The organism is Halolamina sp., from assembly GCF_036626355.1.
In the GTDB taxonomy this organism is placed as follows: domain Archaea; phylum Halobacteriota; class Halobacteria; order Halobacteriales; family Haloferacaceae; genus Halolamina.
The window spans coordinates 1-21,944 of sequence record NZ_JAZKRY010000015.1 but is presented as its reverse complement, the minus strand read 5'-3'; the positions used below and the strand labels follow the sequence as shown (position 1 = coordinate 21,944).

The 21,944-nt window shown below is 65.7% G+C and carries 23 protein-coding genes and 1 pseudogene; 11 read left to right on the top strand and 13 right to left on the bottom strand.

Going from position 1 to position 21,944, the window contains the following annotated elements; genetic code table 11:
• The first annotated feature begins 73 nt into the window (after positions 1–73).
• Positions 74–2,218: an ATP-dependent protease LonB gene (gene lonB / locus V5A38_RS03925; protein WP_332324444.1), complete on the top strand. Its 2,145-nt coding sequence runs from the start codon at positions 74–76 to the stop codon at positions 2,216–2,218.
• 1 nt (position 2,219) lies between these two features.
• The gene (locus V5A38_RS03920; RefSeq protein WP_332324443.1) at positions 2,220–2,987 is read left to right on the top strand and encodes a CPBP family intramembrane glutamic endopeptidase; all 768 of its coding nucleotides are present in this window, start codon (positions 2,220–2,222) and stop codon (positions 2,985–2,987) included.
• A gap of 876 nt (positions 2,988–3,863) precedes the next feature.
• Here the strand turns inward: V5A38_RS03920 and V5A38_RS03915 are convergent.
• Entirely contained in the window at positions 3,864–5,357 is a 1,494-nt protein-coding gene (locus V5A38_RS03915) for a twin-arginine translocase subunit TatC (RefSeq protein WP_332324442.1), read from the bottom strand.
• Positions 5,358–5,451: 94 nt separating this feature from the next.
• On the opposite strand from V5A38_RS03915, the gene V5A38_RS03910 reads away from it, so the two are divergent.
• The 4 genes from V5A38_RS03910 to V5A38_RS03895 are packed head-to-tail and all read left to right on the top strand — an operon-like array spanning position 5,452 to position 9,478.
• Positions 5,452–8,196: a twin-arginine translocase subunit TatC gene (locus tag V5A38_RS03910; RefSeq protein ID WP_332324441.1), complete on the top strand. Its 2,745-nt coding sequence runs from the start codon at positions 5,452–5,454 to the stop codon at positions 8,194–8,196.
• Between the two features lie 41 nt (positions 8,197–8,237).
• The gene (locus tag V5A38_RS03905; RefSeq protein ID WP_332324440.1) at positions 8,238–8,420 is read left to right on the top strand and encodes a type II toxin-antitoxin system ParD family antitoxin; all 183 of its coding nucleotides are present in this window, start codon (positions 8,238–8,240) and stop codon (positions 8,418–8,420) included.
• On the top strand, positions 8,417–9,148 hold the full coding sequence (locus V5A38_RS03900) for a queuosine precursor transporter (protein ID WP_332324439.1): 732 nt from the start codon (positions 8,417–8,419) through the stop codon (positions 9,146–9,148). Before V5A38_RS03905 ends, V5A38_RS03900 begins: the two co-directional genes overlap by 4 nt.
• Before the next feature lie 42 nt (positions 9,149–9,190).
• Complete coding sequence (locus V5A38_RS03895) at positions 9,191–9,478, top strand: hypothetical protein (protein ID WP_332324438.1); 288 nt, start codon at positions 9,191–9,193, stop codon at positions 9,476–9,478.
• Here the strand turns inward: V5A38_RS03895 and V5A38_RS03890 are convergent.
• From V5A38_RS03890 to V5A38_RS03875, 4 genes are all read right to left on the bottom strand, one after another.
• A complete protein-coding gene (locus tag V5A38_RS03890; protein WP_332324437.1) occupies positions 9,432–10,217 on the bottom strand; it encodes an SAM-dependent methyltransferase in 786 nt (261 codons plus the stop codon). The genes V5A38_RS03895 and V5A38_RS03890 overlap by 47 nt on opposite strands.
• Positions 10,218–10,417: 200 nt before the next feature.
• Complete coding sequence (locus V5A38_RS03885; protein WP_332324436.1) at positions 10,418–12,835, bottom strand: cation-translocating P-type ATPase; 2,418 nt, start codon at positions 12,833–12,835, stop codon at positions 10,418–10,420.
• Positions 12,836–12,899: 64 nt separating this feature from the next.
• Positions 12,900–13,646 carry a helix-turn-helix domain-containing protein gene (locus V5A38_RS03880; RefSeq protein WP_332324435.1) on the bottom strand — a complete coding sequence of 249 codons (747 nt, stop codon included), beginning with the start codon at positions 13,644–13,646 and terminating at the stop codon, positions 12,900–12,902.
• Positions 13,647–13,698: 52 nt separating this feature from the next.
• Positions 13,699–14,064, bottom strand: coding sequence for a hypothetical protein (locus tag V5A38_RS03875; RefSeq protein ID WP_332324434.1), 366 nt, complete (start codon positions 14,062–14,064; stop codon positions 13,699–13,701).
• Positions 14,065–14,081: 17 nt separating this feature from the next.
• Here V5A38_RS03875 and V5A38_RS03870 point away from each other — a divergent pair, with 17 nt between their 5' ends.
• The gene (locus V5A38_RS03870) at positions 14,082–14,276 is read left to right on the top strand and encodes a hypothetical protein (protein ID WP_332324433.1); all 195 of its coding nucleotides are present in this window, start codon (positions 14,082–14,084) and stop codon (positions 14,274–14,276) included.
• 177 nt (positions 14,277–14,453) lie between these two features.
• Here V5A38_RS03870 and V5A38_RS03865 read toward each other — a convergent pair whose 3' ends face one another.
• Complete coding sequence (locus V5A38_RS03865; protein WP_332324432.1) at positions 14,454–14,636, bottom strand: hypothetical protein; 183 nt, start codon at positions 14,634–14,636, stop codon at positions 14,454–14,456.
• Positions 14,637–14,808: 172 nt separating this feature from the next.
• Here V5A38_RS03865 and V5A38_RS03860 point away from each other — a divergent pair, with 172 nt between their 5' ends.
• The gene (locus V5A38_RS03860) at positions 14,809–15,240 is read left to right on the top strand and encodes a cupin domain-containing protein (protein ID WP_332324431.1); all 432 of its coding nucleotides are present in this window, start codon (positions 14,809–14,811) and stop codon (positions 15,238–15,240) included.
• Positions 15,237–15,851, top strand: a complete 615-nt coding sequence (locus V5A38_RS03855; protein WP_332324430.1) for a hypothetical protein — start codon at positions 15,237–15,239, stop codon at positions 15,849–15,851. Before V5A38_RS03860 ends, V5A38_RS03855 begins: the two co-directional genes overlap by 4 nt.
• On the opposite strand, the gene V5A38_RS03850 is transcribed toward V5A38_RS03855, so the two are convergent.
• The 7 genes from V5A38_RS03850 to V5A38_RS03820 form a co-directional block, all read right to left on the bottom strand.
• Positions 15,848–17,680, bottom strand: coding sequence for a carbon starvation protein A (locus tag V5A38_RS03850; protein ID WP_332324429.1), 1,833 nt, complete (start codon positions 17,678–17,680; stop codon positions 15,848–15,850). The two genes, V5A38_RS03855 and V5A38_RS03850, sit on opposite strands and share 4 nt — an antisense overlap.
• A gap of 250 nt (positions 17,681–17,930) precedes the next feature.
• A complete protein-coding gene (locus V5A38_RS03845) occupies positions 17,931–18,590 on the bottom strand; it encodes a DUF6517 family protein (protein WP_332324428.1) in 660 nt (219 codons plus the stop codon).
• A gap of 120 nt (positions 18,591–18,710) precedes the next feature.
• The gene (locus tag V5A38_RS03840; RefSeq protein WP_332324427.1) at positions 18,711–19,679 is read right to left on the bottom strand and encodes an ArsA family ATPase; all 969 of its coding nucleotides are present in this window, start codon (positions 19,677–19,679) and stop codon (positions 18,711–18,713) included.
• Entirely contained in the window at positions 19,679–19,963 is a 285-nt protein-coding gene (locus V5A38_RS03835) for a hypothetical protein (RefSeq protein WP_332324465.1), read from the bottom strand. The genes V5A38_RS03840 and V5A38_RS03835 overlap by 1 nt, the downstream gene beginning before the upstream one ends.
• Before the next feature lie 226 nt (positions 19,964–20,189).
• Positions 20,190–20,411 carry a hypothetical protein gene (locus tag V5A38_RS03830; RefSeq protein WP_332324426.1) on the bottom strand — a complete coding sequence of 74 codons (222 nt, stop codon included), beginning with the start codon at positions 20,409–20,411 and terminating at the stop codon, positions 20,190–20,192.
• A gap of 207 nt (positions 20,412–20,618) precedes the next feature.
• A complete protein-coding gene (locus V5A38_RS03825) occupies positions 20,619–21,029 on the bottom strand; it encodes an SRPBCC family protein (protein ID WP_332324425.1) in 411 nt (136 codons plus the stop codon).
• 41 nt (positions 21,030–21,070) lie between these two features.
• On the bottom strand, positions 21,071–21,391 hold the full coding sequence (locus tag V5A38_RS03820) for a hypothetical protein (RefSeq protein ID WP_332324424.1): 321 nt from the start codon (positions 21,389–21,391) through the stop codon (positions 21,071–21,073).
• A 123-nt stretch (positions 21,392–21,514) separates the two neighbouring features.
• Here V5A38_RS03820 and V5A38_RS03815 point away from each other — a divergent pair, with 123 nt between their 5' ends.
• Positions 21,515–21,697 carry a hypothetical protein gene (locus tag V5A38_RS03815; RefSeq protein ID WP_332324423.1) on the top strand — a complete coding sequence of 61 codons (183 nt, stop codon included), beginning with the start codon at positions 21,515–21,517 and terminating at the stop codon, positions 21,695–21,697.
• 39 nt (positions 21,698–21,736) lie between these two features.
• Positions 21,737–21,931 (top strand): annotated as a pseudogene (locus V5A38_RS03810) (hypothetical protein); the annotation flags it as partial.
• Positions 21,932–21,944: the final 13 nt, after the last annotated feature.

Below are 21,944 nucleotides of genomic sequence, written 5' to 3'. Positions count from 1 at the left end.
GATGCGCCGGTGAGGCAGAATGGGAGAAAGTATATCAGTCCCGCGAGCCTCTAAACGGTAGCGACAGCGTTCTATGAGCAACGACACGGACGATACCGACGTGCCCGAAGAGCGGCCGGAGGAGGAACAGGACTCCCCGTTCACGCTCGACGGGTCGGACGCGCCCGAGGAGGGCGAGTCCGGCGAACAGCCCCCATCCGACCCCTCCACCGCGGAGCGCCGGGTTCGCGACCAGCCGGAGGAGGACGCTCCGGCCATCGACGACCTCGGGAGCGAGGTGGAGTTCGACGCCGAAATCGCCGAGGAGGAGGAGATCGGGAAGGACGACCTCCTCGGCGGTCTCCGCATCGGCTCGACCGCCGAGATCGAAGTGCCGAACCGACTGGTCGACCAGGTCATCGGGCAGGAGCACGCCCGCGACGTAGTGATGAAGGCGGCCAAGCAGCGCCGCCACGTGATGATGATCGGCTCGCCCGGGACCGGGAAGTCGATGCTGGCGAAAGCGATGGCCGAACTCCTCCCCAAGGAGGAGCTACAGGACGTCCTCGTCTACCACAACCCCGACGACGGTAACGAGCCGAAGGTTCGGACCGTGCCGTCGGGGAAAGGCGATCAGATCGTCGACGCCCACAAGGAGGAGGCCCAGAAGCGCAACCAGATGCGCAGCTTCCTCATGTGGATCATCATCGCCGTCGTGGTCGGCTACGCCCTGCTGGCGATGCAGAACATCCTGCTGGGCATCATCGCCGCGGCGGTCATCTACGTCGCGTTCCGCTACGCCTCGCGTGGCAGCGACGCGATGATCCCGAACCTGCTGGTCAACAACGCCGACACCCAGACCGCACCGTTCGAGGACGCCACCGGCTCCCACGCCGGGGCGCTGCTCGGCGACGTGCGCCACGACCCGTTCCAGTCGGGCGGGATGGAGACGCCGAGCCACGACCGCGTCGAGGCCGGCGCCATCCACAAATCGAACAAGGGCGTGCTGTTCATCGACGAGATCAACACGCTCGACGTCCGCTCCCAGCAGCACCTCATGACGGCGATTCAGGAGGGCGAGTTCGGCATCACCGGTCAGTCCGAACGCTCCTCGGGCGCGATGGTCCAGACCGAGCCCGTGCCGACCGACTTCGTGATGGTCGCCGCGGGGAACATGGACGCGCTGGAGAACATGCACCCCGCGCTCCGGAACCGTATCCGCGGCTACGGGTACGAGGTCTACATGGACGATACCATCCGCGACACCCCAGAGATGCGCCGGAAGTACGCCCGGTTCATCGCACAGGAGGTCGAGAACGACGGCCGGCTCCCCCACTTCGACGAGGAGGCCATCGAGGAGGTTATCCTCGAAGCGCGGCGCCGCGCCGGACGGAAGGACCACCTCACCCTCAAACTCCGCTCGCTGGGTGGACTGGTCCGTGTCGCGGGTGACATCGCCCGCGCCGATGACGCTGCGTCCACCACCCGCGACCACGTGCTCGAAGCGAAGGGCCGCTCGCGCTCCATCGAGCAGCAGCTCGCCGACGACTACATCGAGCGCCGGAAGGATTACGAGCTGCAGGTCGCGGAGGGGTACCAGGTGGGCCGGGTCAACGGACTCGCCGTCATGGGCGACGACTCCGGGATCATGCTGCCCGTGATGGCGGAGATCACCCCCTCGCAGGGGATGGGCGGCCAGGTCATCGCGACCGGCCAGCTCAAGGAGATGGCCAAGGAGTCGGTGCAGAACGTCTCGGCCATCATCAAGAAGTTCACCGACGAGCAGATCGCCGACAAGGACATCCACATCCAGTTCATCCAGACCGGCCAGCAGGGCGTCGACGGCGACTCCGCCTCGATCACGGTGGCGACGGCCGTCATCTCCGCACTCGAAGATGTCGGCGTCGACCAGAGCCTCGCCATGACCGGCTCGCTCTCGGTCCGGGGCGACGTGCTCCCGGTCGGCGGCGTGACCCACAAGATCGAGGCTGCCGCGAAGGCCGGCTGCACCCGGGTCATCATTCCCGAAGCCAACGAACAGGACGTGATGATCGAAGACGAGTACGAGGAGATGGTGGATATCATCCCGGTCTCCCACATCTCCGAGGTGCTCGAAGTCGCACTCGAAGGCAACGCCGACAAAAGCTCTCTGGTCGCCCGACTGAAGAACATCACCGGCTCCGCGCTGGACAGTTCCGAGGTCACGACCACGGGCGGCTCCGAGCCCGCGCCGCAGTAGCGTGCCCGACTGGACAGCCTTCGGGGCTGTCACGGTCACGCTCACCGTTCTCGTTCTCGTTCTCGCTCGTGTGACGCAGTCCGCGTTAGAGAGTCGTCCACCGGGTCCGGCGGAGCCGGATGCCGCCAACGAGGGAGTCGTCGACGAGTTCGAGCCGGAGCCACCGGAGCTTGACGCCGGGTTCCAGCTGGAGTCGGTTTCGACCGCTATCCTCTATCTGAACGTCGCGGGCACGCAGGCGCTGTTTGGGGCCCTTCTACTGGCCGGCATCTGGTTCACAGACGTCCCGATCCGGAGTCTCGGCGTCACCGCACCACCGACGGCGGAGCTCGCCGTCGGCGCAGCACTGGGGGTGGTACTGTTCGGCCTGAACCAGGCAGCGGCGAGGCTCGGCCGGCAGTTCGGTCTCGGTGGCGACGAGGCACTCCGGGCGGCGCTCGCCCCCGAGACGATTCCGGGCTGGCTCGCACTCCTGTTCGTTGTCCTCCCCATCGTCGCGGGGTTCGAGGAACTGCTGTTCCGCGGCGCGCTCATCGGCGGCCTCGCGGCGGGGTTCGAACTCCCGGTTGTGCTGTTGGTCGTCGCGTCCTCAGCAGTGTTCGCGCTGGCTCATGGCACACAGGGGCGTGTGGGGGTGGTGGTGACGGGGCTACTCGGACTGGCGCTTGCTGGGGCGTTCGTGGCGACGGGGAGTGTTGCGGTGGTGGGTGTGGCGCACTATCTGAGTAACGCCCTGGAGTTCGTCGTTTATGAAGGGGTTCGAGGGTGACGTCGCAGGTGCGCAGGCGGAGGTAGTGGCGAAAGACAGCTCCTGAGCCAGCGCGCTGGCGTTGCGTTACAGAACGTCTCGCTTCGCGAGCGTCACCGAGTTATCGGAGTCGGGGCTACTGGAGACGATACGGCTGGTGTCGCCCGACAGCAATCCCAAGAGACGGCAGAACGCCACCACTGCCACCCGCACCATCGATTACGCAGGGGACACGAGACTGTTCGCCAGACGAGATCATCGATATGGATATTGGCCCCACCGACCGCCGTGTGGAATCAGCCGGCAGTCCAGCGCAGCAGCGCCAGCGTCCCCTCGTAGAGAACAGTTAGTAGGCCGTCCGGAGGCCGAATATCCTTGAGCATTGGTTCACCAGACAGCAACGGCACCGCCAACAACACCGCGGAGTTACCAGGGACTCTGGGACAGCACGGTAACGGGCACGAAGCCCCGTACAGTGCCGGGGCCCCTCACTGCCCCCGCGCACACGCCTCGCGGCGACGGCGAGCGCGACGCTTCCGTCCACTACTGCACCGCGGCAGCGGTAGCGCGAAGCGCGAGAGCGTCTGTGGCCTCATAGTGATTACTGCGAATAGTGTCATCGACGGTGTCGAACGCCGCCGGTTCAGGGGCTCCCATCACCGACACGGATGGTCACGGCGGGACAGACTCGCAGTACTCACTATCAGGGCGGGAAGCGGTGCGGTCCCAGTGTCCAAGCTTCGGAGTGCTGTTTGCTGTCGTCGCGGTAAGGCTGTTCGCTGCCGGGGGAGAGAGATGCTGTTCGCCGTCGCCGCGGAGAAACTAATTTCCCGAGTAAGTTACTGGGATCCGCCCGCATGAGTCGCCATCTCGCTGGACCCCCGGAACGAATCCAGCTCAGTTCCCCGTCCAGCGCAGCAACGCCAGCGTCCCCTCGTAGAGGACGATCATCGTCGCCGCGATGATGAACGGGGTCATCCCGGTCGGGTCGGGGTTGACGATGAACGCGACGGTGAGGAACCCACCCCAGAACAGTAGGCGCTTGTCCTCCAGCCAGAGCCGGGTTGTCAGACCCATCATGATGGCCAGCATGATGAACAGCGGAATCTGGAACACCACCGCCATATACCCCATCAGAATGAGGATGAGGTTGAACGTCTCCGCCAGCCCGTACGCGACGGAGGCGATGTTCTCCTGCGTGTAGAGGGTGAAGTAGTCCATGATCGCCGGGATGATGACGAAGTGGGCGAACGACATCCCGATGGTCCCGAGCACCAGACTCGTCGGGACCGCCGCGAGGTAGTAGCGCCGCTCGTGGCGGTAGAGCCCCGGCCGCATGAACAGATACGTCTCGTAGACGAACACGGGAAGGCCGATGAGCAGCCCAGCCAGCGCGGTCACCTTCAGCTTGGTGAGAATCAGCTCCAGCGGGCCGTAGAGTCGTGGACGCCGGTCGTCGAGTTCGGGCGCTCCCGGAATCGCGTTGTCCCAGAGCGCGTCGATGAGCTCCACGGCCGTCGGCAGCGGTTCGAACGCCTGGCCGAGTCCCAATAACGTCAGCGCCACGGCCCCGGCGACGAGAAACACCACCGAGAGCCGCCGCATCATCTCCTCGATGTGGTCGGCGAGGGGCATCTCCTGATCGGACTCGGGACCGCTCCCGAACAGGTCGCCCTCCTCGTCTTCACCCTCCAGGGTCTGCTGGGGCACGTCGACGCCGACGCCATCCTCGTTCTCTGGCAGTGTCTGGTCGGACTCCTCTGCGGTCTCGACCCCCGCATCGACCTCGGCCTCGTCGGTGAGTTCGATATCTCGCTCCTCGTCGTCTGTGTCGGCGCCCGTCGCCATGTCCGGGACGGTGAACTCCTCGATGTACGTCTCCTCGCCGGAGTCGTCCGTCGGCTCTCCGTCGGAGTCCTCGCTGTCCGACGCCGCCGTCTCCTCCGCACTCAGGTCCGGTTCCGGGACGGGTTCGGTATCAGCGTCCGATTCCGAATCGGTCGTGACCGACTCGTCGGCATCATCGCGTTCTGCATCGTCATCCGCCCCGTCGACCTCGTCTTCCGTGTCTCCTTGCTCTGCATCATCGTCTTCCGCATCCTCGCCGTCTGTGTCGGCACTCTCTGCATCCTCGCCGTCTGTGTCGTCACTCTCCGCATCCTCGCCGTCCTCGTCATCATTCCCTGCCTCGTCGCGTTCCTGTGGCTCTTCGGATGGCTCGTCTCCCGCTGCATTACTGGCCGACTCGTCGGTCGACTCCTCCGCAGGCGCGTTGTCGTCCGTCTCCTCGGCTGGCGAGTCAGCCGGGGAATCGGCGGACGAGTCGGACTCGGAGGCCGGCGAATCAGGCGACTTCTCATCGCCTTCATCGCGCTCCGAATCCTCGGACATGAGTCGTCATCGACCGTCCGTTCTTATAGGCCTTTTCCGATGCGCCCGAGGGGAGGTGAAAAGGTTGATAACTGGCTGGGGGCACTCTTCGGGCATGTCCAGCGCGCTCGACGACGATACCCAACGCGCGCTCGCCGACGGTCGAGAGACGGCTGCCGCCATGCTGCGGTCGGCCCAGAAAGACCTCCAGAAGGTTTTCATCGTCTTCCTCATCGGCTTCCTCGGGACGTTCTACGCCCTCCGACTGTGGATCTGGGATTACCTCCGTGACGTCACGATCCAGCGGATGAGCGTCTCGCTGGGCGACCAGTTCGATATCATCGCCCAGACACCCTTCGACGTCATCCTGCTACAGGCCAAAATCGCCCTCGTCGCCGGTATCATCATCGGCATCCCGCCACTGATCTACTTCTCGCGGGACGCCCTGCGGGAGCGGGATATGTGGCCCCAGAGTCCGGTCCCGATCTGGAAGCTCGTGGGCATCCTGCTGATGTCCGGCGTGCTGTTCATGGGCGGGATGGCCTACGGCTACCTGCTCTTTTTCCCCATCATGTTCGAGTTCCTCGCGGGCAACGCGCTCGCGGCTGGGTTCGCACCCCACTGGTCCATCGTGAAGTGGACGGAGTTTATCTTCCTGCTCACCGTGTCGTTCGGGCTCGCCGCCCAGATGCCACTGGCTATCACCGCGCTCTCCTACGCCGGGATCGTCCCCTACGAGACGTTCCGGGAGCAGTGGCGCTACGCCGTCGTCGCGATCTTCGTCTTCGGCGCCTTCTTCTCGCCGCCGGACCCGTTCACCCAGGTGATGTGGGCCGCGCCGCTGCTCGTCCTCTACGGCTTCAGTCTCTATCTCGCGAAGTTCGCCGTCACGATGCGTCGCGGAAGCGAGCGACTGAGCGCCACCGGCGTCGCCGCACGCAACTGGAACTTCCTGGCGGCGCTGTTCGTCGGCGGGGTCGCGCTGCTATGGGCGTTCTCCCGCGCTGGCGGCCACGGCGCGGCCAACAGCGCTCTCACGGCGGCCGGCAGTAGCTATCGCGTCCCCGTGCTCGGCGACACTGAGACCATCGTCGCCGGCATCCTGCTCGGCCTGGTACTCGCAGTCGGCGGACTGCTTTACGCCGCCTACAAAGAGCTCGAAGCGCTGGTCGGCCCCGACGCCGACACCGAGATGGGCGACCCCACCGGCATCGATCTCGAACAGCTCGACGAGGCGGGTGTGCGCGCGGCACCGAGCGAGTCCTTCGCCGCCATGACCGAGCCCGAAGCGCTCGAAGCGGCCGATACTGCCATCAACAACGGGCATCACGCGAAGGCCCAGGCCATCCTCGACCGGTTCGACGAAGCACACGAACCCGACCCGGACGCCCCCGAACCGCCGACCCACGAGACGGAGCCGCTGTTCACCCCTGTCTCGCTGTTCGGCGCCATCCGCCGCGGTCGTGAGTGGGTCGACTGGCAGGCCCGCGCGAGCGCGCTGTGGAATCTGCTGGCCGGCATCGGCGTCCTGCTGTTCGGCATCGGCTACGCGCTGGTCGCCTACCCGGACGCCGTCGAGTCGCTGCTCTCGCGGGGAGGGCTCACCCTCTCGGTCCCGGCGACCGGGCTCGGAACCACCCCAGCCATCGGCGTCGTCGCCGGGGGCACGCTGCTCGTACTCGGCCTGCTGGTCGGTATCTACTACCTGCTCGCGAGCTACTTCGCGGGCACCGACCCGACCGCCGTCGACGTGAGCACGCTCTCGGCCGAGGAAATCGAGCGGGCACCGCCCGCGTTGTTCGCGGAGATGAGTGAACCGGAAGCGAACTTCCTCGCGAACCAGGCGCTCGAAGCCGGCGACGAACACCGCGCCCGGGTCCTCTTCGACCGGTTCGACGATGCGCAGGCGAACGCCCACCTCGCGGACGAAGGCGGCGAGGCCGACGAATCGGCGCCCGGCAGCGTCGGCGACCGGAGCCAGCGCGCCGGCAGCACGTTCCTGGAAGAGCTCACCGACGGCGAGACCGACGAGGACGATATCGGCGGCTACTACCGGGATATCCGGTTCATCTTCGACGCCATCACCTCCGGGGCGTTCTACATCGTCGGCGTGTTCATGGTCGTGCTCGCAAGCACGTTCGCGTGGCTCTACACCGGCGGCATCGGCGACGTCTACGCGGGCTTCCTCCGCCGAGTACCAAACGAGGTGCTCAAGCCGGGCCAGACCGCCGGCGAGGCAGCGAAAGTCATCGCGCTCCACCCCGTCGAGGCGCTGGTGTTCGAGGTGAAGTTCTCCGCCCTGGTCGCCGGACTGGTCGTCCTGCCGATGATTGCCTACTACGCATGGCCAGCACTTCGTGACAAAGGGTTCGTCCGCGGGCGCCGGGAGGTCATCTTCGGCTGGGCCGGCCTGCTGCTCGCCGGGCTGCTCGGGGGGCTGGTCTTCGGCTACCTCTTCGTTGCGCCGACGGTCATCTCCTTCCTCGTCGAGGACGCGCTGGCGGCGAATATGACCATCAGCTACCGCATCACCGATTTCTTCTGGCTCATCTTCTTCACCACCGCCGGTATCGGGCTGCTTGCAGACGTCCCCGTGTTGATGGTGCTGCTGAACACGGCCGGCGTCTCCTACGGCGCGATGCGCTCGCGCTGGCGGGAGGTGATGGTCGGCATCCTGCTGTTTGCGGCGCTGTTCACGCCAGCGGACGTCATCACGATGTTCCTCGTGACGGTGCCGCTGATGGTGGCCTACGGAACCGGCCTCGGGCTGCTCTACCTGTTCACTCTCGGCGGCCGGCGCAATCTCGCCAGACCCATCGTCACGCAAAAAAGCGACGAGCCGAATCTCCCCGGCAAGTAGCGCAAACGGAAACTGTAACTCCGTCGGCTCGAATTCGGCGTATGGCCAAGGTTTCCGTCGAGATCCCCGATGAACTACTCGCAGACCTCGATGAACACGTCGGCGATGACGGGAAGTTCGTGAACCGAAGCGACGCCATCCGGGCCTCGATCCGGAAGACGCTGGACACGCTCGACGAGATCGACCAGCGTCACGGCCGCCTCGACGAGGGCGGCGACGAATGAGTGCCGAGCGCCGTCCGTTACCGGTCGACCGGCTGCTGCTCGCCGCGCTCTTCGTCACCGCGCTGGTGACCGCACAGCTGACCGCTGCGAAGCTACTCGCGTTCGGCCTGCCGTTCTCGCTGCCGTCCGCGGGCTCGGCGCTCGTCCTTCCGGGTGCGGCGCTGGCTTACGCGCTAACCTTCTTTGCCTCGGACTGTTACGCCGAACTCTACGGCCGCCGGGCGGCCCAGGAACTGGTCAACGTCGCGTTCGCGATGAACTTCGTCGTGCTTGCGCTGGTCCAGTCGACCATCGCCGCCCCCGCCGCTGACCCCGAGTTCGCGTCGACGTTCGCGACGGTGCTCGGCGCCAGCACCAACATCGTCGCCGGCAGCCTGCTGGCGTACATCGTTTCCCAGAACTGGGACGTCATCGTCTTCCACCGCATCCGGGAGTACACTGACGGCGCGATGCTCTGGGCCCGCAACCTCGGCTCGACGGCGTCGAGTCAGCTACTGGACACGGTCATCTTCGTCGGGACCGCCTTCTTCGTCCTGCCGGCGCTCGGCATCGGGACGGAGCTCGGCCTCCCGCTTCTGGCCTCGCAGGGCCCGAGCATCCTCGCACTCATCGTCGGCCAGTACGTGTTCAAACTCGGCGTCGCGGTGCTCGACACGCCCTTCGTCTACGCCGTCGTGCGAGCCGCCCGATCGCGGGAAGCGACCGAGCGGCGGCTGTTCGTGGAGTAGACAGACCGCTGCTTTCCGTATCGCTCGGTGAAAGCTGCGAGTATGGGAAGCGACGCGATTGTCGATCTCGACCAGGAGATCTGGGACGTCCTGGCGAAGTACAACCTCGTCCTGACGGCGCTGTTCGGTCTGCTCGCGGTCTGGGTCCGGACGGCACCGCCGGCAAACCCCGAGAGCGTGCTGCTCGTCGAGAACGGCGTGCTTGCACTGCTGTTCGGGTCGATACAGACCCACGCCTGGATCTCGAGTTGCGTGGCCGCAGAAGCGTCGACCGCGAAGCGAGTCAGTCGACCCGCTCGGCGAAGCCGAAGGTGGGCTTCACGTCGGTGACGGAGACCTCGATCTCCTCGCCCTCCTCGGCGCCGGCGACGAACAGGGTGAACTCGTCGACCTTGGCGATACCGTCGCCCTCGCTCCCCGTATCGGTGATTTCGACGGTGAACCGGTCGCCCTTGGAGATTGGCGCGGTGGTGTGGCCTTTGCCGATGAGGTACACCTCGCTCGAGGAGTCCCGCGAGGCCGGCGGTGCGACGATGCGGACGTACTGGAACGACTCCTCGAGGTCCTCGCGCAGGTCGTCCAGGTCCCGGCCCTCGAACACCTTCACGACGAAGTCACCGCCGGGTTCGAGGTAGTTCTCGGCCGTCTCGAACGCCGTCCGGGCGAGATGGACCGACCGGGCGTGGTCGAGCTCGTACTCGCCGGTCATGTTCGGCGCCATGTCCGAGATGACGACGTCGACGACGCCCTCGCCCTCCTCGGCGCCGAGTTCGCGTCGCAGGCGGTCCCGGGTCTGCTCCTCGGTCATGTCGCCTCGCATCGTCGAAACCTGGTGGTGGTCCGCCAGGTCGTCGATGCGCTGGAAGTCGACGCCGACGACTTTCCCCTGCGAACCGACTTTCTCGGCGGCGACCTGCAGCCACCCGCCGGGGGCGGCGCCGAGGTCGACGACCGTGTCGCCCTCCTCGAAGATGTTCGCCGTCTCGTCCAGCTGTTTCAGCTTGTACGCCGAACGGGCGCGGTACCCTTGCTGCTTGGCTTTGTTGTAGTACTCGTCTTTACCTGCCATCGGTACCACCCAAAGTTGCGTGACATCTTCCGTCGCGAGACGGTGGCGAATCAGCGTTCATACACTACGGGAGGGGTTCAAACCGGAAAGGCACATCGGATAGGGTCGCCGTCGATCTGACGTTCTGCGACGGTGTGAGCGGGCTGCTCCGGAACGTACGAACGTTTCGTGAGAATCCGCGTGTGGGAACGACGTGGTGGTCAGACGTCGAAGAACCGGTCGGGCTTCACTCGCGACAACCGCATCGCGTTGCCGGTCACGCCGAGGCTCATCCCCATATCGCCGACCACAACCGCCATAGCGACGTTTACCAGTCCAAACGGGACGCCGAGTGCGAGCAGTGCCTTCACGCCGAGACTCCCCCAGATGTTCTGCCGGATGACGCCGTTTGCGGTGTGGGACAGCGCGTACAGATACGGGAGCTTGCCGATTTCGTCGCCCATCAACGCGATGTCTGCGGTTTCCAGCGCCGTGTCCGTTCCCGCCGCACCCATCGCGATTCCGACATCGGCGATCGCCAGCGCGGGCGCGTCGTTGATGCCGTCACCGACCATCGCCACGTCCCCGTACTCCGCTTGCACCGACTCGACGGCGTCGACCTTCTCGCCCGGCAGGAGTTCGGCGCGGTACTCGTCCACGCCGACCTGCTGCGCGATCGCCCGGGCCGTCCCCTCGTTGTCCCCGGTAAGCATCACGACGTGTTCGACGCCAAGGTCGTGCAGTCGCTCGACCGCCCGCGATGCCGCCGGCCGCAGCTCGTCAGCGATGGCGAGGATGCCGAGCAGTTCGGTGGCGGTGCCGACGAGAACGACGGTCTTGCCCTCCTCCTCGAACCGCGAGATGGCGCCGCTCTCGAGGTCGGCACAGTCCTCCCGCTCGCACTGGTCGCGGGCCACCTCGGCGGCCGTTCCGCCGTCGGGACGGAGGTGGGCGTGAGACAGGTCGAAGCCCAGTTCCTCGAAGAGCGTCGGCTTGCCGACGTAGTACGTCTCACCAGCAATCTCGGCGCGAATCCCTTTCCCGGTGAGACTCTCGAACTCGCCGACGGTCTGCACGCTCTCGAGTTCCGCCGCTGCGGCACGGTCGAGGATTGCCTGGGCGATTGGGTGTTCGCTCCGCTGTTCCAGCGCTGCCGCGTCCCGTAGTACCTCGTTCTCGGTCGCGCCACCGAACGGCAGGACGTCAGTAACCGCGAGTTCGCCCTTGGTGAGCGTCCCCGTTTTATCGACGGCGACGGCGTCGACCTCGCCCATCGCTTCGAAGTGGTTCCCGCCCTTGATCAGGACGCCGTTCTTCGCGGCGCTCGTGATGCCCGAGACGACGGAAACGGGCGTCGAGATGACGAATGCACAGGGGCACGCGATGACCAGCAGCGTGAGCCCACGGATGAACCACGTCTGCCAACTCCCGGTGAACGTGTGGGAGACGCCCGCGACCGTGACGGGTGCACCGCCACTGATGAACAGCGGCGGGAGCGCAGCCGTCAGAATCGCCAGGACGACGATCGTCGGGGTGTAGTAGCCGGCAAAGCGGTCGACGAACTGCTCCTTCTCGGTTTTCTGCTCCTGTGCGCCCTGCACCATCTCGATGATCTGTGAGAGTGTCGACTCCGAGGCGGTCGCGTCGACCTCGAACTCGAAGTACCCCTCCTGGTTGATGCTGCCGGCGTACACCTCGTCGCCGACACCCTTGTCGACGGGCACGCTTTCGCCCGTAATCGGCGACTCGTCGACCGCGCTCCCGCCCTCGACCACCGTTCCGTCCAGCGGGATCTTCTCGCCGGGGCGGACGATGACGGTCTCGCCGACGTCGACCGTGTCGGCGGGGACTGTCAGTTCGTCCCCGTCGACGGATTCGCCGTCTGCTCGAGGCGTCTCCGACGATCCGGCGTCGCGGCGGACGGTCGCCTCGTCCGGCGACAGCTCCATCAGTTCGCGCAGGGAGTCCCGCGCTCTGTCCATCGCGTAGTCTTCGAGGAGCTCCGCGATGCTGAACAGGACCGCCAGCGTCGCCGCTTCGACGAAGTAGCCGATCCCGGTGGCGGCGATGATCGCCGTCCCCATCAGGAGGTCGATATCGAGGCTCAGATTCTTCGCGGAGTAGTAGCCGCCGCGGACGACGGGGGAGCCGCTGGTGATGATCGCGACGAGGAACAGTCCGTCCGCGAGGTAAAGCGGATACCCGAGAACGCTCGCAACTGCTGGGTTCTGTCCCGTGAGGATGAAGTTGAAGAGGAGGCCCAGGACCACGAACACTGCGCCGATCCACGTCTTGATCGCTCGAGAACTCGTCCAGACCTCGGACGGCGGTGCGATCTCCGCTTCGCCGGCCGGGGACTCATCAGCGTCAGTCCCGCGGTCGACCACCTCGTAGCCCGCGTTCTCGATAGCCGCGACGACGTCGGCCTCGGTGACGCTGCCGGCGTCGTACGTCACCGTGACCGTCCCGGTCGTTGGCTGAAGGGTCACGTCAGTCACACCGTCGACGCGCTGGAGGCTCTTATCGACCTTTTTCGCACAGGATGGACAGTCCATCTCGGGGACTGTGAGATGACCCGTCAGCTCCTGTCGTCGGCCGTCGACGCTCGGCGGCTCTGGGGCGTTCGATCCGTCTGTCATTGTCTCGAGAGACGGGTGGCACCTCGATAAGCTTTGGTTGGAATATTCCAACCGCGAGCGGGCATCAGAGCTGAAGTGGTCGCTCCAGGACGCCTTCACCGGTGACGTGACGTTTTGCGAGCTGTTCCTCGGCCCGCCGGAGTCGGTACGTGAGCGTCGACCGCGGCACGTCGAGATGGGCTGCGAGTTCGCCAACATCGACCTCGCGCGGCGATTCGTAGTAGCCGTGTTCGACGGCAGCACGGAGCGCGGCTTCCTGCTCGGGGGCCAGTTCGACCCGCTTGCCGTCCCCGTCGCCGGTCGCCGCCGAGGTATCCACGGTACGGAGCATCTCCCGTTCGGCACAGTCGCCGACCGCCGCGTCGAGATCGTCGAAGAATCCGGCGACATCACCCGCTCCGGAGTGGATGATTCGCCACGTGTAGTGGCGTCCCTCGTGGCGGGTCTCGAACAGCACGCCATCACCGAGATGCTCGCGTGCAATGTGGGGGACGGACTCGCAGGTTGGCGTCCGTTCCCAGTCGGAGTAGAGGACGAGCGTGTCGCCGGTGTGGTCGAGGACACGGGTCGTCTGCGTCGCGCCACAGACGTCGCTCGCGAGGCAGTCAGCGTAGTAGTCGCTGTTGAGAACGGCGCCTTCGATCGCGTCGAGCGCGTCGGCCGTCCCGGTTGCGTGGTCGACACGCCAGAGACTTTCGGCGGTCGCGTGCAACGAGAGCGAGCGGATTCGGGCGCCCGGGTGGGCAGCGAGCGTGTCTGCCACCTGGTTACAGCCGGGGTTGTATTCGAGGGCGAAGACGAGTTCCCGCATAGGCGCTCTTGGCGCCGACGGGATTTAACCTCCCGGCGATCCCAGCGCTGTGCTACTCCCGGACGGCCGTCGGCTGTGCCTCGCGGGTGACGCCCTCGAGGAACTCGCGAACGGGCCCAGCGAACTCGTCGGTCTGCTCCATCGGCGCCTGATGCCCGCCGGTGTAGCACGCCTGCTCCCCGCCGACGCGCTCAGCGAGTCCCGCCGCGTGCGCTCGGAGCGGCTCGTCGATGCCCCCGCTGAGTCGGTCGGTGACCCGCCCATTCAGCCGGTCGGAGAGCGAAATCGCGTCGAACAAAAGAGACAGCCCGAAGAACAGCCCTGACAGCAGGAGCATCCGCGGGCGGCGCCAGTTGTACGCCGAGCCAGCGAGCACCAGTCCGTCGAGGCGCTCCCCGTGTTCCGCGGCGGCGTGCATCGCCACGTACCCGCCCTGTGAGGCCCCACGAGGACGGCCGAGCCCACGTCGTCGAGGATCTCACCGACGTCTTCGACGGCCCGGTCGAAACTGAACTTCGCGACCGGATGCGTGCCGTGGGCGGGGAGATCGATGGCGACGACGTGATACTCGTCCTGCAACGCCGCCGCATGCGGTGTCCAGCGATGACGCGTCCCGCCGGCCGGATGTAGCAACAGGACAGTCGGCGCCGCCGGATCGCCCCAAGTCCGCGCGTGTCGAATAAGTATCGGTAGCCGATCCACGTTGCGACGCGAGGCTGCGGAACGGCGCAGTCAGAAGAACGCGGACAATCGAGGCCTAATGAGGCCGCTACCCACACCAGAGAGGGGCAGCTCGCTCGAAGCGAATTATCGGTTGTGGCCGTACGTGACCGCGGTCGCGAACTCGTCGAGGCGGGTCTTCAGCCGTCCGAGGTAGACAGCCGGGAAGGCGGCCTTCCGCATTGCCGACTCCTCGACTTCGATGCAGTCGTCGCCGAACGGGTCCCGCGTCTCGCCCTCCTCGTCGGTCATCTCGACGACGCTGGTCATGGTACACCGGCCGCAGGCCTCGGTATCTTTTCCTCCCATGGGATTATCTCACATAGACCGTAGTGGTTCAGGAACTTTACCGTTTCGGGCGGCAACAGCGGGAATCAGCCAGTAGCGCATCCGGGAGTGGCCAGGCGAGGGTATTTGTGGGTCGGAACTATCTTCCCTAGGTATGGGCTACCATCACGTTGACCCCGCCACGGTCGACCCGACACCGGACCGCCCGAGCGTGCAGCGGGCAATCAGCGAGACCCTCGGCCTGGAGAACGTGGCGGTGAACCGCTACGAGGCGGAACCGGGCGAGGCCATCCCACTGGCGTACCACTACCACGACGACCAAGAAGAGGTGTTCTACGTCCTCGCGGGAACGCTGGTCGTGGAGACACCCGGAGAACGATACGAAGTCGGCGCCGACGAGGTGTTCGCCGTCGAACCGGGGAGTCCCCAGTACGCGAGCGCCGCCGAGGACGTTCGCGGGAGCAAAGCTCCCGCGGGCCAACCAGAAGCGGATGCTTCTGGTGACGCCGACAGGACCACGGAGGTACTGGCTATCGGCGCCCCACGGGTCGACGACGTCCACGCGTACGAGGAGGGCGATGGATGAGCACCAGCGACGACCCCTACGAGAACCTCGAACCTGCCGAGGAGGACCCCGACGTGCCCGACTGGAACGACGAGTATCTCGACCGGGTCAGCGACCGCCTGATGTTCAACTACGACCTGGAGAAAGAGTACCGGACGGAGGGCGAATCGTTCGACCTCTACGGCGAGATGCAGATGCACCACCAGAAGCACTTCCTGCACCCGATGCTCTCCTTCGCCCACCACGACACGTTCGAGTACGTGTTCGCCCGCCACCAGGACGGGGTCCGGGTGACTGACCTGGAACGAGTGGTCGAACTCGGTCACGACCTCGCCGACGAGTGGATAGCGGCCGACGAGGAACACCACAGCACGGAGTTCATCTTCGCGCTGGTGACCGAGGAGATATCCGACGACGTCCGCGAGTTCGTCGCAGACTTTCGGGACCGGACGATGCTCAAACGCGGCTACTACGGCCACTACGAGGTGCGCCTGCTGGTGGTCGCACCCGACTGCGAAGAAATCGTGTCCAGCCGGAACGCTCACGTCGAGGAGGCGTTCCGCCTGTGGGAGCCCATCGAGGAGAAAGACCCCACGTGGTGGGACCTCCTCACCCGTCGGCTCCAGGTTTAGTCGTCGCTCGGTTCGGTGGGCGATTCGGGCGTGCCCCGGTCGAAGAACTTCTCGCGCGCCTCGGTGACGTTGTCGTAGCCCATCTTGAGCACCGACAACGCCAATCCGACCAGGACGAACGCCAGGACGATCTGGATGGACGTCGACGCCATCTTGTAGGCGGTCACGCCGCCGTCGCCCCACTGGCCCAGTATGAACTTCTGGTAGAAGTTCTGGTACACCGCCAAGTACAGCAACGCCGACGTGGTGATGGCGAACATGAACGCCATCGGCAGCCCCGTCGACAGCAACTGCTTGGTGTCGTCCCAGTTGGCGAGCCAGACCGTTGCGACCAGCAGCGCCAGCGCCGCCAGGGTCTGGTTGGCGCCGCCGAACAGCGGCCACAGGTCGGCCCAGCTCCCGGATGCGACCAGAGCGTAGGCCGGCACGGCCTGGACGAACGCGTTGACGTAGCGGTTGGCGCCGTACTCCTCGAGTGCGGTCTCCGGCGTGCCGATAATCTCCTCGAGCATGTAGCGGCCGAGTCGCATGGCCGTGTCCGTGCTCGTCAGCAGGAAGCTCACGAGCACCAGGCCCATGAACGTCGCGCCGAGGACCTGTGGGATGCCGAAGCTGGTCAGGATGATGCCGCCGCCGGTCGCGAAGTTCGGCAACGCCAGCCCGATGCCGCCGCCCGCCGGGGCCTGCGCGTACACCGCGACAGTGACCATCGCGGTCGCCGCCAGCAGCCCCTCGCCGAGCATCCCGCCGTAGCCGATGAGGCGGGCGTCGGTTTCTTTGTCCAACTGCTTTGCCGTGGTCCCCGACGAGACCAGCGAGTGGAACCCGCTGATGGTGCCACACGCGATGGTGACGAACAACAGCGGGAACAGCGGCACCGCCGAGAACGACGGGTTCCCCCAGAAGCCGTGGAACGCCTCCAGGTTGACCGTCAGCGGCTGGCTGGACGTGCCGAGGATGGTGCCGACGATGACCGCCAGCAACGTCCCCCCGACGCCGGTGTAGAGGACGCTGGAGGTCAGGAAGTCACGCGGCTGGAGCAGCACCCAGACCGGCAGCACGCTCGCGACGATCGCGTACACGATGACCACCGGGATCCACATCGCGATGTTGCCGCTGCCCAGGACCGGCGGGAGCGGCGCCCCGCCGAGGAGGGTGATGAGCGTCCCGCCCCGCGTGTACTGGATGGGCGCCATCGAGACGGGGTACTGGACGCCGACCCAGACGCCCGCGAAGATGCCTGCGATGAACGTCGCCGCACCTGGCAGGAACGGGCCATCGAGCTGATACAGATACCAGCCGAACGCCAGCGCCAGGGCGATGAAGATGAAGCTCGCGGTCGCAGACTCGGGATACGTGTGGAACACCAGCGCGATGACCAGCCCGAACACCGCAATGACGAGGATGATGGTCAGGAACGCGAACCACAGTATCATGTCCTTGCCGCGATCGCCAACGTACTCGCCGATGATGTAGCCGATCGACTTGCCTTCGTGGCGGACGCTCGACGATAGCGACATGAAGTCGTGGACGCTACCGAAAAGCGGGTTCCCGATGGCGATCCAGAGGAACGCCGGAACCCAGCCCCACCACATTGCCGCCGTGATGGGACCCACGATGGGTGCCCCGCCCGCGATACTTGAATAGTGATGCCCCAAGAGTACGGGTTTTTTCGACGGCACGTACTCTTGTCCGTCTTCGTACTTGTGTGCCGGCGTCTCGCGGTCGTCGTCGAGTTCGACGAAGCGTGCGAGGTACTTCGAGTACCCGAGGTACCCCACACTGAACGTCGCCAGAACGCCAAGCACCAGCCAAATTGCCTGTACCATGTTGTTGGTCCCCGCGTGGTATGGTGTGACAACCGTCACTTAAACCTTACAGTAAATATAATCAGTATGATATAAGCAGGCCACGACAAAGAATCGTTAGAACCGGGGTAATCAACCAGTAACCGTGCCGAGCGCGAATCAGTTCGGGATGAATGGGTCGAACGAGAGAGATGAATTTCAATAACTGCTTTCTGTTGGTCGAACGTGTCGGCCGAAAGAAACCAGGCGATAGCGACGGGACCGCCGGCGCTCAGCGTTCGATACCGCCGACGAGCATCCGGACGGCCTCGGCGTCGTCGTTCGCTTGGGGCAACACCGCCACCGCGACGACCACGTCACCGTCGTGCTGGACCTGCGCCACGTAGACGAACACCTCGGTGCTCCCGTCAGGACCGCTGGCCGCGGTGGCGTACTTCCCAAGCGTCGTCTGGGTGCCGAGCATCGTGACGGTGGTGTTCTCGACGTGGTCGAGGTCGCCGAACTCCCCGTAGGTGTCCTGAGCGTGGGTCACGACATCGGACACCGACCGACCGCCGAGCGGGTTGATCGTCGCAGCCACGTCGTCCGGTTCGACCAGCGGGACGCTGTAGGCCGCGAATACCGATCCCTCCCCGCTGGCGTAGACGCCCCGGCTCGTCGTCGCCTCGATCCGGTAGGTGACCTCCATTTCCACGTCACCGGAGACGTCGAGGGTGCCCGAGTCAGACAGCTGTCGCTCCTGGACGGTCCGCTCGCTGAACCCGGTCGCGGACAGCGCCACGTCGCTCACGGTCGCCTGGCCGGCAGTGGCCGTGATGGTCTCCGGCGTCCGCTCACCGCTCGGTCCTCCGCAACCGGCCAGGACCACCAGGAGCGCCACGGCGACGACACCGACTCGGTGCCGACGACGATCGGCAGCACTCGAACGCATTGTCTGACAGTCGAGCGAAAAGCGGAAAATACTACCCGCGGGTGTGTGGCACAGTCACAACCGCGAGCGGCCCGACGGGCAAGAGCGCCGGGCGCCGGCCCGGTCGGGGGTGAGCGGCTGTCAGGCCGGCGCTTCGGCGGCCACGTCGATGTCCAGTTCGTCGGCGACGTCGGCCAGCAGGTCGCCCTTGACCTCCTCGATCCGGGTCTCGATGGTCCCCACGAGCGGCACGTCGAACTCCTCCCGGATGACCTGGATGCGCTCGCGCTCGGTCTCGACGCGGTCCCGGAGGTAGCGGGCGCCGCGGCCGTCCTCGTCGTCGTCAGGTGCGGGCGTCACTCGGTTGAGGACGAGCCCGTCGACGCCGAGATCGTAGTCGCGCAACTGGGCGATGGTGCGGTCAGTCTCCCGGATGGACAGTTCGTCCGGGTTCAACACCAGGTAGAAGTCGGCGTCGTTCCGGAGGGTCTGACCGGCGAACTCGAACTTCGCCTGCCGCTGCTGGAGGTGCGCGATGATCGGGTCCTCCTCCAGTTTGCGGCGGGCCTCCTTCTCGCCGATGGCAGCCTTCTCGAACAGGTCGATGCTCTTGGCCCGCTTCTCGATGAGGCGGTCGATCCAGTCGTCGAGAAACTCCGGCAGCGACAGCAACCGGAGCGTTCCTCCGGTCGGCGAGGTATCGAAGATGACACGGTCGAAGTCGTCCGACTCCCGCATCACCTCGATGAACCGGTCGAACATGGCCGACTCGTAGGCACCGGGGGTCTGGTGGGCCAGCTCTATCTGGCGATCGATTTCGTTGACGATGGCCGGGCTGACCTGGTCGCTCATACGGCGCTTTATCTCCATCATGTGGGCCTCGACCTCCTCCGCGGGGTCGAGTTCCATCGCGTGGAGGTTCTCGTGGCCATCGACCGGCCGCGGCTGGTCGTCGAACTGCTGGTCGAACACGTCGGACGTGCTGTGGGCCGGGTCCGTCGAGACGACCAGCGTCCGCTGGCCCGCGCGGGCACACTTCAGCGCGAACGCGCTGGAGACGGTCGTCTTGCCGACCCCGCCCTTGCCGCCGAAGAAGACGAACTTGTGCATCAGTGGAAGTGGTACTGCTGGCCCTTGCGTTCGAGCAGCGATTCGCGGTCCCACATCCGGCGCTCCCACTGCTCGAACTCCTCCAGCAGGTACGGGAGGAGTTCGACCGTGTAGTACGAGACCGGACTTGGGATGCCGAAGGCGTCCGAGAAGCAGGCGAACAAAAACACGTCCTCGATGTCCTCGGCTTCCTTCTCGATCTTCTCGAACGCCGGGTGCTCGATCATCCCGTGGTAGAGACCGTGGAGCCACTCCGCGACCCACTGCCGGAACTGGCCGTGCAATGTCTCCGGGTCGGCGGCGCCCCCGTGGCCGTGGCTGTGTCCGCCCCCGGACGACCCGTGGTCGTGGCCGTCCGCCTGCCCGTCGGGGACGTGGTCGTAGATGCCGGTGACCCGGTCGTCGTCGCTGTCCCCGCGTTCGGTGTCCGATGCCCCGCCGTCGTCGGTGTCGTTGCCGGTCATGTGGGTGTCCCTCACGTCACGGACGCTTATCAGGTAGCCGCCGCGTTCAGCACGCGCAGCCGGTCGATCCGGCGGACCGCTCGAACGTCATCTCGTCGTCGCACGCCGGACAGTCAGGCGCATCCTCGCCTTCGACGTCGACGTCGAGGATACGCTCCTGGCAGTCGTGACACCAGTAGGCCCCCTTCGACTCCGAGACGCTGTCGCCCCGGTTCGGGTTCTGCGTGGACGCTTCGAGTATCTCCTTTACCGTGTCAATGACACTCATGGGTTCTGATAATGGGAACGAACGTAAAAACGTGTGGCCTATTGGCAGGGATGGCGCACACACACCGGCCACATCTACACTCGGACGTGATCCGTTCAACAGTCACTATCGGAGATTCGGTGGATCAGCCGGTCTTGCGTCGCCTCAGATCGGGCGAAGTTGAGCAAAGCACGTCCGAGTGTATCGAACGGCCGGCCGCCGGGCCGGTCAGCCCAGGTCGTCGGCGAGGCGGTCCAGCAGCCGGTCGAGTTCGCCCCGGCGCTTCCAGGCGGCGACCCGGTCGCTGAGAGCGGGGAACGGCAGTCCGAGACTGACACCCGAACGGGCGGTCACGACGACGCCCTCGTCCTTCCGGTCCCACGTCAGGGTGGTCCACATCTCGTCGAACGGCCCCGCATCGCCCTCCTGTTCGTAGTAGAACCCGTCCTCGTGGGGGTCGAACCGGAGCGTCATCCGGAGGCCTCGGGCACCGGCTGTCACTAGTGTTGTCCCCGATCGTTCCTCGATGTCGAACACGTCGAAACTCCCCTCGTAGGCGACGACGGACCCCGGGTCGAGCGCCCGCTCGAGTTCCGTGGGCATCGCCGGGACGAATCGCCTGACCTCGGTCTCGCGCATCGTTGGGCGCTCGGCGCCCCAGCTATTGAACCTACTGGCGCTCACCACGCGACGACCGAAATCAGCAACAGCAGCATCGCCGCGGTGGCGACGGCCACGAGATAGACCAGCCGACGGAACCGGACCGGTCCCGGTATTTCCTCCCTGCGAATGGGGTTGACGTCGTATACTAGCTGGTGGTACGCGGCCAGCAGGGTCGTCCCGAAGGCCACCGATGTGACAACGAGCGCGCGTTCGACAGTTAACCCCAGACTGAGCAGGTACCCCGGCGCGAACGCGAACAGCAGCAGGAAGGCGATACTCCCCGTCACGAGAAACGGGATCGGGTCGACCTCGGTCCCCTCCCGATTCCTGAGTCTCATCGCCAGTACGCAGGGGGTCCGAGCGCAAAAGGGTGTGGCCAACGGTCAGCCGGAAAAATATTCACTCGACATTATTTCCAGGGAGTCGGTGCGGCTAAGTCGGTGGGAGGTCACAAGCACACGATGGCTCGCTCGCAAGGGGACCCACGGGTGCTGTTCGTGTTGAACCTCCTGCTGTCGTTCGCGTTCTGCTCGGTCGTCATCTGGGGGCTGGACTTCATCGGCCTGGGGTCGTTCGCCTGGGAGCGCGTCGGCGTCGTCACCGCCGGCCTGATGCTGTTCAACTGGCTGGTCGTCCTTCGGTGACCGCCCACGGAGCGGCGACCAGAACCGCCGTTTCCGGGGGTTTTAGCCGTCGGCGGCGACTGGGACGCCGAACTGGACGACGACACCAGCCTCACCGTCGACGGTGACCTCATCACCGCCCGCGCGCCGGGGTCCTCGGCGGAAGCGGCGCGCACGCTGCTCGCGGAACTGGACGTAGCTGCGCCGGCCGACGAGGTGAGACCCCAAAGCGGCGATCGACTACCTCACTCCTGACCGACACCTGCGC

Bases quoted from the DNA above. Each gene is read 5' to 3' on its own strand.
- lonB (WP_332324444.1), top strand. From the start codon at position 74: ATGAGCAACGACACGGACGATACCGACGTGCCCGAAGAGCGGCCGGAG.
- V5A38_RS03915 (WP_332324442.1), bottom strand. From the start codon at position 5,357: ATGTCCGAGGATTCGGAGCGCGATGAAGGCGATGAGAAGTCGCCTGAT.
- V5A38_RS03910 (WP_332324441.1), top strand. From the start codon at position 5,452: ATGTCCAGCGCGCTCGACGACGATACCCAACGCGCGCTCGCCGACGGT.
- V5A38_RS03905 (WP_332324440.1), top strand. From the start codon at position 8,238: ATGGCCAAGGTTTCCGTCGAGATCCCCGATGAACTACTCGCAGACCTC.
- V5A38_RS03900 (WP_332324439.1), top strand. From the start codon at position 8,417: ATGAGTGCCGAGCGCCGTCCGTTACCGGTCGACCGGCTGCTGCTCGCC.
- V5A38_RS03895 (WP_332324438.1), top strand. From the start codon at position 9,191: ATGGGAAGCGACGCGATTGTCGATCTCGACCAGGAGATCTGGGACGTC.
- V5A38_RS03890 (WP_332324437.1), bottom strand. From the start codon at position 10,217: ATGGCAGGTAAAGACGAGTACTACAACAAAGCCAAGCAGCAAGGGTAC.
- V5A38_RS03885 (WP_332324436.1), bottom strand. From the start codon at position 12,835: ATGACAGACGGATCGAACGCCCCAGAGCCGCCGAGCGTCGACGGCCGA.
- V5A38_RS03880 (WP_332324435.1), bottom strand. From the start codon at position 13,646: ATGCGGGAACTCGTCTTCGCCCTCGAATACAACCCCGGCTGTAACCAG.
- V5A38_RS03875 (WP_332324434.1), bottom strand. From the start codon at position 14,064: ATGCACGCCGCCGCGGAACACGGGGAGCGCCTCGACGGACTGGTGCTC.
- V5A38_RS03865 (WP_332324432.1), bottom strand. From the start codon at position 14,636: ATGACCAGCGTCGTCGAGATGACCGACGAGGAGGGCGAGACGCGGGAC.
- V5A38_RS03860 (WP_332324431.1), top strand. From the start codon at position 14,809: ATGGGCTACCATCACGTTGACCCCGCCACGGTCGACCCGACACCGGAC.
- V5A38_RS03855 (WP_332324430.1), top strand. From the start codon at position 15,237: ATGAGCACCAGCGACGACCCCTACGAGAACCTCGAACCTGCCGAGGAG.
- V5A38_RS03850 (WP_332324429.1), bottom strand. From the start codon at position 17,680: ATGGTACAGGCAATTTGGCTGGTGCTTGGCGTTCTGGCGACGTTCAGT.
- V5A38_RS03845 (WP_332324428.1), bottom strand. From the start codon at position 18,590: ATGCGTTCGAGTGCTGCCGATCGTCGTCGGCACCGAGTCGGTGTCGTC.
- V5A38_RS03840 (WP_332324427.1), bottom strand. From the start codon at position 19,679: ATGCACAAGTTCGTCTTCTTCGGCGGCAAGGGCGGGGTCGGCAAGACG.
- V5A38_RS03830 (WP_332324426.1), bottom strand. From the start codon at position 20,411: ATGAGTGTCATTGACACGGTAAAGGAGATACTCGAAGCGTCCACGCAG.
- V5A38_RS03825 (WP_332324425.1), bottom strand. From the start codon at position 21,029: ATGCGCGAGACCGAGGTCAGGCGATTCGTCCCGGCGATGCCCACGGAA.
- V5A38_RS03820 (WP_332324424.1), bottom strand. From the start codon at position 21,391: ATGAGACTCAGGAATCGGGAGGGGACCGAGGTCGACCCGATCCCGTTT.
- V5A38_RS03815 (WP_332324423.1), top strand. From the start codon at position 21,515: ATGGCTCGCTCGCAAGGGGACCCACGGGTGCTGTTCGTGTTGAACCTC.